We start from the raw sequence: 8,094 nt of genomic DNA on the forward strand, positions 1-8,094 counted from the left end.
AATGCCCAAATCCCGAGCCACCTCGCTAGCCTTAGCTCCACCTTCAATTACTAGCTTCACAGCTTCCTGCTTGTATTCATTACTAAATTGCCGTTTAGATGCCTTTCCCATGTTATTGCACTCCTTATACTTCAGTTATAAAAACCTTTTATAAAAAGTGTCCACTCTTTCGGGGCAAGATCATTTTGATTTTCGTTGTCTGAGTGATGAAGACGATGAACATTATGAGCACCGTATGGACAGAACTACTTACGATGAACCTAAAATGTATGAATTTCGTCGCGAGGATAGGGAGTGAGTTATGGTTTTTACCCCCCCCTCTCTCAGCAGCCACTGATTGCCTGTCTCGTAACTACCGATAAAAAAGTAACATTAATCCCAGCTTGGCTTTGCCCTAGGATTTTAGGCGATTGAGAAGAACGGAGAACGATGCTAAAATTAGCATTTTGCTACTGAATAGTTAACAAGACTTAGCTAGTTTGGTAACAAAATGGTTTTGTTATCCGCATACTTAGTGATTAAGTCCGTAACTTGGCTAGAATTTCTTAATGGTAATTTTATGAGTGAGAAGTTATCCTGGAATGAGATCAGAACCCGCTATAAGGACGAATGGGTGCAGTTAGTGGACGTTAATTGGGATCTTTCAACGCCGGATCCGCAAGCCGGGGTGGTGCGAGTGCATCATAGGGATAAGAAGGAATTTAAAAAACTATTGGCAAACGGTGAAAAACCGAAACGTGCGGCCTTACTATACACTGGAGAGCTATTTCCCGCAGATGCAATTTACAGCGCAAACTTGCACCATATCGCGATAGAGCGCTAATGACACGGCAATAAACATCACAGTTCAAAGCAGGCTGCCTGTAGTAGGTATAAGGCTAAGAGGCAAAGGACAAGAGCGCCTGGCACGGGTGATTTTCGATACAGGAGCGGCAGTAACTCAAATTAACACGGTTGTTCTTGATGAACTTGGTTATTCGGCTCTGGATGCGCATAGTCGTGCGGTAGCTCACGGTCCAGCTGGCCCGCTACAAGAAGGGTACGCAATCCAGCAATTCTAAATTTGGCAACCAATTCCCCCGCTAGTATTTCTTGATCTAAATAGTAGGTTGTGCAAATTTAGAATTGCTGCTAGTCCCCTCCCTGAAGGATTGGTTCCAGGTTATTATTTTTCCCAAGTAACAACAGGGGCTTACATATCGAGCCCTTGAGAATTTCTCTATCAGTCCAATTACTTAGGCCATTCAAATGATTACGAGAGATTCATCAAGTGTGTCTCAGAAACCAAAAAGCCTTTCTCGCCGTGATTCTTACGGGGTCACCTCAGGGGCGAAAGCCGTTAACTGAGGAAGTTAGGACTTTGAGCTAGCAGGCAGGTATATGCTAGTCTGTCAGACTCAACGCTATAATATTAGATTGGTTCCTTTCAATTTTCGGACATCTCTCCGAACTCATATGGTAGTTGGGCTGCTGCACTCAAGGTTTTTTCGCTAAAGTATGCGGGTAGCCAATTTTTGCGTTGTCATTTTCGATCCTCCCCAAACCAGCAGCCCGTTAATTGTCTTTTTTTCAAGGACAATTGGCGGGCTGCTGCAGAAAGGAGTTTTTATGTTAAATAGAAATAAAGTAGAAAAAATAGTTGAGGGGATCTTTAAAAATTCTCTCAATAAGGATTTTCGAGCCCCTAAAAAGGGGCTCTCGAAAATTGTTTGGGAACGCCTTACCTGGAGTACGGGTAAGACTTCCCAAGAGGTGGCATCGAATTGCGGTATCGAGGCCACCTCTTATACCGTCATGTTAGCAAATATCATGGTAGACCACGAGGTCTACCGCAGACTTAAGGCAGCCTGGAGCCTTAAGTCCGATAGTATAGTGGACCGGGTTGGTCTTCCGGCCTCTTTTGTCGAGGCCGTGAAGAAAAACTTTCGCGGGACTATCCCACGGGAGAGCACCTTTGTGGACTACATTGACACGGAGGGCGGTCCTCTCCGCAGTGTTGTATGTATTTAATTTTTCGATAAAGCAGCAGCCCACTGCTTTTCCTTTTATAGAAGAAGTAATTCACTTAGTGGCAAATCAATCGCTTTAACTCTTCTGCGACAGCGATGGAAATAAATTCGATCTGCCCATAATAAAGGTGAGTCAAACAATGGCCGTAGAAATAAAAAGTTACCTAAGCAAATTCCTGCTATTTATGTAAATTCAAGGATCTAAACTCCTTGAATTTACATAAATCTAAGGATATACTCTCCTTATTATGATTAGGCGAATTTATGCTCAGGATATGGATAAGTATTTAAAAGCACAGAAGGTTTTTGTGCTTTATGGACCTCGTCAGGTGGGAAAGACTACGCTTGTAAGGTCCTATCTAGCGTCTTGTAATTATAAATATCGTTTCGATACAGGCGAGGACCTCGAAGTAAGGAACTTGTTTAGTTCCCAGTCGCTCAAAGAAATTAAGGAGTATGCCCAGGGGTACGACCTCATCGTCATCGATGAGGCACAATATATAGAAAATATCGGCCTTGGACTTAAGCTTTTAGTCGACCATGTGCCGCAAATAAGAGTTATAGCTACCGGCTCGGCCTCTTTTGAACTCGCAAGTAAAGTTGGCGAACCATTAACTGGAAGAAAGGTTAGCCGAGTATTATATCCGATCTCTCAAATGGAACTCTTAGGTGAATTAAATAAGTATGATTTAAAGGCGCGGCTAGCTGAGTATTTAATATATGGGTCCTACCCTGAAGTAATTACGGAAGCTACGCTAACGGAAAAACGAGAAATCCTTCGCGAGTTAGTAAATTCATATCTTCTAAGAGATATTTTGCAACTCGAACGAGTTAAGAGTCCGAAAATTTTGGTGGACATCCTTAAACTCTTAGCTTTTCAAATTGGAAAGGACGTTTCACTAAGCGAAATAGCTTCTGGCGTAAAGGTCGATTACAAAACCGTTGCGCGTTACTTAGACATTTTACAAAAGACTTTCGTAATCTTTGCTATTCCTGGCTTTAGTCGCAACATGCGAAAGGAAGTGCAAAAAAATAAGCGGTATTACTTTGTCGACAATGGCATTCGAAACGCCTTAATTACTAACTTCAATTCACTAGAAAATCGAGGAGATGTAGGTGCACTTTGGGAAAATTTTATCGTCGTGGAAAAATTAAAGATAAATGAATACCAAAGGCAATTCCTAAATTTTTATTACTGGCGCACGTATGCTCAGGAGGAAATAGATCTCGTTAGCGAAGGAGATGGGAAACTTTCTGCATTTGAGATTAAGTATTCTGCTAGCAAAGCTAAATTCCCCAACACTTTTAAAAACGCCTACCCCACAAGTTCACTGCATGTAATAAATAAGAATAACTATCTCGACTTTTTGTCGTGACGATCTGCGCTTAGCGAATGTTTTTAGCCAGCTTTACATCATCAATGATGCCTAAAAGGAATGACGAGGTAACTGAATAGTTGTCGTAATCTGACGGCAAATAAGCGTGCTTAGCGACATGATGATATGAAGCACAAGCAAGCATATCGTCATTGCACAACTCTCAAATTTTTGGGCGCGGATGGCGCAGACGGTGGAGAATATAGATAACTATCATAGCCAGTGCGTTTCTTAAATTGCGATAAGTAAAGGTCGCGAGGGGTAATGCTGGGCATTATTTCTCCCCATCGGTCTAAGGGATCGGATGGCCAATTGCTTTCTTGCGATGGGACGACACTACTGCGCGGTTCCCACCACGGAAGCGATTTAACGAACTGGCCTTTGTTAGTGTGAATGTTCCAAAAGACTTCCCAAGCGCCAGACTTAAAGACATCTGGATTGCCGCTTGAATACCATGGTCTGCTTCCCTCGCCGACATTGATGTCTGAAAATAGATTTGCAAAAGGAGAATAGCTATGGTGATCGAATGAAATGTCTTCTCCTTGGCTAGCGCGAAATACATTTCCGTTTGCCTTGGCATCGACGCTTATTTCGTGGATGAAGGTACCCTTAAAATCGAGATTGCTAACCATGTTGTTTGAAGCCATGCTTTTGACATAAATCCCATGATGGCCAGAGTATCCTCCGAAATTGTCTATGTAGCTACCTTGAGTCCGCGATTTGAGCGCAAGATTTAAGATGGTTACGTTTTTCGATAGCCTTCCAATACTACCGGCATTATCAGCATTTTTCACCTCCACGTTTCGCATCCAGCAGTTTAAGGAGTCAAGAAAAGCAAAACCATTGTAACCAGGTTCATCGTGATGACCTTCATAGGGAATATCTGGGAATTCGATAGTGAGATTTTCGATTCCAACTTCTTTAACTACTGGCGTATAAGTATATAGGCCGGGTGACCATTGTGTTCGCACATCGAATAAAAGCGGTTGATTAAGAGTAATAGCGTTTCCGGAAATAGCTTTAATTTTAACGGGCCAATAATAAGCATCGCTTGGATTAAGATCATTAGGTGAGATTAAGTCGCCATGAAGGTATTGCCAAAGTGTCTTATTGACGTCGTCTGCTTGACGAAGAACGACGTACTGCCCCACCGCTAAACCGGAGGTCTTATTTAATGTTAGAACCGAACTACCTTTTGAAGCGGGAGTCGTAACTAATGCTAAAGAGGGGCCAAAAGCTGGCCAGCCAGATTCGGCAGCGCTTCCTATCCATATTAGTCCACCGCTGCCATTGCCCCATATCATTTGCCCCGGAAGGGGATTCTGCCAATCTCTAAAACCCACTACGGTTTCTAAACTTTTAGGAAAGTACAAAATAGTTTCACCCTGGCCCGCACCTCTGAGGACAAAATTGCTCTTGTTCATATTTAGGCGACTGTTTATCACATACTTTCCCGCCGGAATATATAAAGCACCATTGGTTGTAGATGCTAATGCCTTGTCTTGATATTTAGATGGCCGACCAATCTTGCCAGTCTTCGTCTTCCGTTCAGCCTCAGAGCATAAATCGCCAATCATTAGCCTTTTAGCGCGCCTACGGCTGACCAAAAAACGATTCTCTATCTCACTTAATAACTCGCCTTTCTCTCGCCGATTAGAATTCTCATAACGCTTGCAGAACCAGCTGATTTCCTTATCTCTTCCTGTCGTTCCCATATTCGTCATGCCTCCTTTCTTAGGGACATGACTTATGAGCCTTTAGCCTGCCTAAACTTTTCTGAATCCTTTTCCTTCAGGGACATTCTTTTTGAGGCAAAACGTCTAATTCAGCAATTCCACCTGGAGATGAATGGGCCAAAGGGAAATTTGCTGGTTTTTGAAGATTAACAGTTTTGCGATCGTAAATTGTCGTAGCAACCTATATGCCTCCGCGACGCCAACGCAAAAGAAGTAATCACCGACAACGAAAGCCCACTAGTAGTCTACGACAACGCCGCAAAGAGTGGGCTGACGCCTTGCTGGATTATCTCTCTACCGTATCCCAGCCTGAACAAGGAAATCGTTTGCCATTACACCGATCTCTCTGGCAAAATCCGCGGTACTTCCAGTTTGGGAAAAGTTCATAAATGCCTGAACCGACGACACGCAAGCCTGTTGTAAGGCCGGACCAACATCGAGTGTTGCATGGGTGCTAATGTTCTTACCCAGGACCTTAAACGCCCCTTGGTTAATGCTGCTCGTCATGTCGTCATGCAAATCCGAAGCGATCTGATTGATCTGAGCATTAAATCCCTGTTTGCTTAGAGTTCCGCTTTGGTAATTCTTAAAAGCGTCGGCCGTCTTATTGAAAGCATATTTAAACATGTCCCCAGTGTGGTCTGTCAGCAGGTCAATCGATTTCATAGCAACCTTATGACGTTGCTTTGGCGACAAGCTAGGTAGAACTGCATTTTGAGCTGAGTTTATCGCTGGGACGACATAATTACTTACGCCATTATTCACTTGCTGCTGTTGTTGGGAATTTAACGCCTGAACGACATTATTTAGCGATTGAATAACACTCATAACTTACTCCAAGTAAATGACTTAACTATCCGATTCTCGATAAAAACCTAAAAAATATGCCACTTTGCAATTGTTCTATTCTAAATAATTTTCAAAATCCTTTAACTCTGGATCCAGCTCTAACGCTTTTTTGTAATCCACGGTGGCCCCGTCTCGATCCCCAGTCGCTACCTTGGCCAACCCTCGGCAATAATAAGCCTCAGCGTTGTTTGGCGAAAGTTTTAGTGCATCTGTGTAATCGCCGATGGCACCGCTATAATCCTTCATTTCCATCCTAACCAAACCTCGCAGACAATGGGCCTGAGCTCTATTCTCGTTAGACTCGCGGGCCCACTCGACAACCCTACTCGCATCGTCCGCAGCCTCCTTAGACTTTCCAAGCGCCATATTCGCCTCAGCGCGACTAAGATACAGCTCTGTGTCGCCTGCATTTATGGCGAGTGCTTTGCTAAAACACTCAACTGCCTTGCTATTTTTATCCTCCTCCATGAGCTTAGTCCCGCGAGACTTTAGCCAGTTAGCGCAAACCTCCATCTCCTTCAGATCCTGATTCGCAGCATCCTCGTTTTTTTTAAAATTATTTATCTCATATCTTGCCCTATGTAATTCTCCTTTAGCAGCAAAGCAGTATGCCGCTTCGTCCAAGTAGTGTTCCGCCGAAAATAGCATGTAATCATGCGGGGCCAACTTCGCCTTTTCCAAGTAGAGCTTTGCCATCCTCTCGTAAAGTTTTATGGCCTCGGAATAATCCGATAAGGCCTTCTTATCGCGGCCAGAGGAGCTATAAGCAATTCCTCGGCCTTGATATGCCAACGCGTCGTCTAAGTCGTGCCTCTCGTCGGCATTAAACTGCAAGCAGCTGCTAAAGTCTGATATCGCTTGTTTGAATTTTCCTTTTTCTAGCTGTGCCCGTCCTCTTTCGTAACATAACCAGGACTCCTCTTTTCTCAGCTGTAGGCCCGCGTTACAGATTTCAATTATTTGATCGGGATTTTGACTCGAGGAGTTCGCAGCAACCACCCAATGGGATAGCGCAAGCACTTCCTTTCCCTTAAGAGCGTGTGGTACCCATTCGTCTCTTAACCCATACGCATTCCTGTAGAAGCTATCATCCTTAACTCCTACATATTCCACATTCTTCTCGCCAACTCTAATAAAAGCATGCCCAGGAATAACAACCATCCCCACATCCTTCCAACCGTATTTTTCTGCCAACGCCAAGACCATCAAAGCAGAGGTGTCGCAGTCTATTTTGCCAGTGCTATCTGTCCCGGCAACAAAAACGTCGCTCAAACACCGCACTCCACTACAAGGTTTCAAACCACTCTCCTCAATGGCCCTAAAAACCCGTTGAACCTTACCTACTGTGTCCAATCCCCGGATGTCCTCAGACTCCAGCTTGCGAGAAATACCGTCAATGAGGTTATTTAGACCAGCCTTAGCTTCCTTAGCCTGCTCTGGCGAAAACAGTACCGATTCAATTTTTAAGACATCATCGATGTTAAATGACTGCTGATGTGCCGCCTTAGGCGGCAGATACACGGCAGTGACGGGTGGGCAGCAAAGCGCATTCTGACTAATGAGCGTATTTGACAGCTCTCGCGGGGGAGTAAGCTCAAAAGATGATAATCCATTGTCCCCCTGCAAATTAGCATTACGCCCATCTAGCGTTGCTGCCATATTGCAATTATTAATACATACCTCTGGCATATCCACTTCGTAAGATTCACCTAGCTAGCCATACCTGCTAGCGTTTAGTCCAATATCTCTACGAAGTTATGACATATACTCGCGTTTTTGTGATATTACGCTCTGCGACCTCCAGAAAGTTGCTTTGTGGCATGCTTGTCGACACGCCTTAAATCCCTGGAAAAAGTCAGCTACAAGGTGGTCTTATTCTTTTCAATTAGCCTAGCAAGAAACTTTCTAAATGGGCGGATATCCTCGCCTACACTAGCTGATTCCAGTGCAGCCATATAGTCATGGCGTTGCTCTAGCGGAATAACTGTCCACGGATAGCCGCCGGAAGCCAGCATCTCTGAAGGCGTTATCATGCCCAAGACATCCTCTAGGTCGATCGACTTTGCATATTTTAGGTTTTTAAGTTGTATGGTTTTTAGGTTATGGTGTCAAGCTCGTTGCTAC

At 44.0% G+C, this 8,094-nt stretch carries 9 protein-coding genes; 4 read left to right on the forward strand and 5 right to left on the reverse strand.

Going from position 1 to position 8,094, the window contains the following annotated elements:
* Window positions 1–111: transposase (locus IT291_10430; GenBank protein ID MCC6221643.1), on the reverse strand; the 111-nt coding region annotated here is incomplete at its 3' end.
* 448 nt (window positions 112–559) lie between these two features.
* Here IT291_10430 and IT291_10435 point away from each other — a divergent pair.
* From IT291_10435 to IT291_10450, 4 genes are all read left to right on the forward strand, one after another.
* Entirely contained in the window at window positions 560–823 is a 264-nt protein-coding gene (locus IT291_10435; GenBank protein MCC6221644.1) for a hypothetical protein, read from the forward strand.
* 88 nt (window positions 824–911) lie between these two features.
* Window positions 912–1,061 carry a hypothetical protein gene (locus IT291_10440; protein ID MCC6221645.1) on the forward strand — a complete coding sequence of 50 codons (150 nt, stop codon included), beginning with the start codon at window positions 912–914 and terminating at the stop codon, window positions 1,059–1,061.
* A gap of 547 nt (window positions 1,062–1,608) precedes the next feature.
* Window positions 1,609–2,010 (forward strand): hypothetical protein, encoded by a 402-nt coding sequence (locus tag IT291_10445; GenBank protein MCC6221646.1) that lies wholly within the window; start codon window positions 1,609–1,611, stop codon window positions 2,008–2,010.
* A gap of 247 nt (window positions 2,011–2,257) precedes the next feature.
* The gene (locus IT291_10450) at window positions 2,258–3,385 is read left to right on the forward strand and encodes an ATP-binding protein (GenBank protein MCC6221647.1); all 1,128 of its coding nucleotides are present in this window, start codon (window positions 2,258–2,260) and stop codon (window positions 3,383–3,385) included.
* A 149-nt stretch (window positions 3,386–3,534) separates the two neighbouring features.
* Here IT291_10450 and IT291_10455 read toward each other — a convergent pair whose 3' ends face one another.
* The 4 genes from IT291_10455 to IT291_10470 all read right to left on the reverse strand — a co-directional run bounded on the left by IT291_10455 (window position 3,535) and on the right by IT291_10470 (window position 8,003).
* On the reverse strand, window positions 3,535–5,109 hold the full coding sequence (locus tag IT291_10455; protein MCC6221648.1) for a hypothetical protein: 1,575 nt from the start codon (window positions 5,107–5,109) through the stop codon (window positions 3,535–3,537).
* Between the two features lie 306 nt (window positions 5,110–5,415).
* Window positions 5,416–5,949, reverse strand: a complete 534-nt coding sequence (locus IT291_10460) for a hypothetical protein (protein MCC6221649.1) — start codon at window positions 5,947–5,949, stop codon at window positions 5,416–5,418.
* Between the two features lie 75 nt (window positions 5,950–6,024).
* Entirely contained in the window at window positions 6,025–7,659 is a 1,635-nt protein-coding gene (locus IT291_10465; GenBank protein ID MCC6221650.1) for a tetratricopeptide repeat protein, read from the reverse strand.
* A gap of 170 nt (window positions 7,660–7,829) precedes the next feature.
* Entirely contained in the window at window positions 7,830–8,003 is a 174-nt protein-coding gene (locus IT291_10470) for a hypothetical protein (GenBank protein MCC6221651.1), read from the reverse strand.
* Window positions 8,004–8,094: the final 91 nt, after the last annotated feature.

It is taken from the genome of Deltaproteobacteria bacterium (assembly GCA_020845775.1).
GTDB lineage: Bacteria > Bdellovibrionota_C > UBA2361 > SZUA-149 > JADLFC01 > JADLFC01.

Coding starts and splice junctions, on each gene's coding strand:
- IT291_10435 (MCC6221644.1), top strand. CDS start 560: ATGAGTGAGAAGTTATCCTGGAATGAGATCAGAACCCGCTATAAGGAC.
- IT291_10450 (MCC6221647.1), top strand. CDS start 2,258: ATGATTAGGCGAATTTATGCTCAGGATATGGATAAGTATTTAAAAGCA.
- IT291_10455 (MCC6221648.1), bottom strand. CDS start 5,109: ATGACGAATATGGGAACGACAGGAAGAGATAAGGAAATCAGCTGGTTC.
- IT291_10465 (MCC6221650.1), bottom strand. CDS start 7,659: ATGCCAGAGGTATGTATTAATAATTGCAATATGGCAGCAACGCTAGAT.
- IT291_10445 (MCC6221646.1), top strand. CDS start 1,609: ATGTTAAATAGAAATAAAGTAGAAAAAATAGTTGAGGGGATCTTTAAA.
- IT291_10470 (MCC6221651.1), bottom strand. CDS start 8,003: ATGATAACGCCTTCAGAGATGCTGGCTTCCGGCGGCTATCCGTGGACA.
- IT291_10460 (MCC6221649.1), bottom strand. CDS start 5,949: ATGAGTGTTATTCAATCGCTAAATAATGTCGTTCAGGCGTTAAATTCC.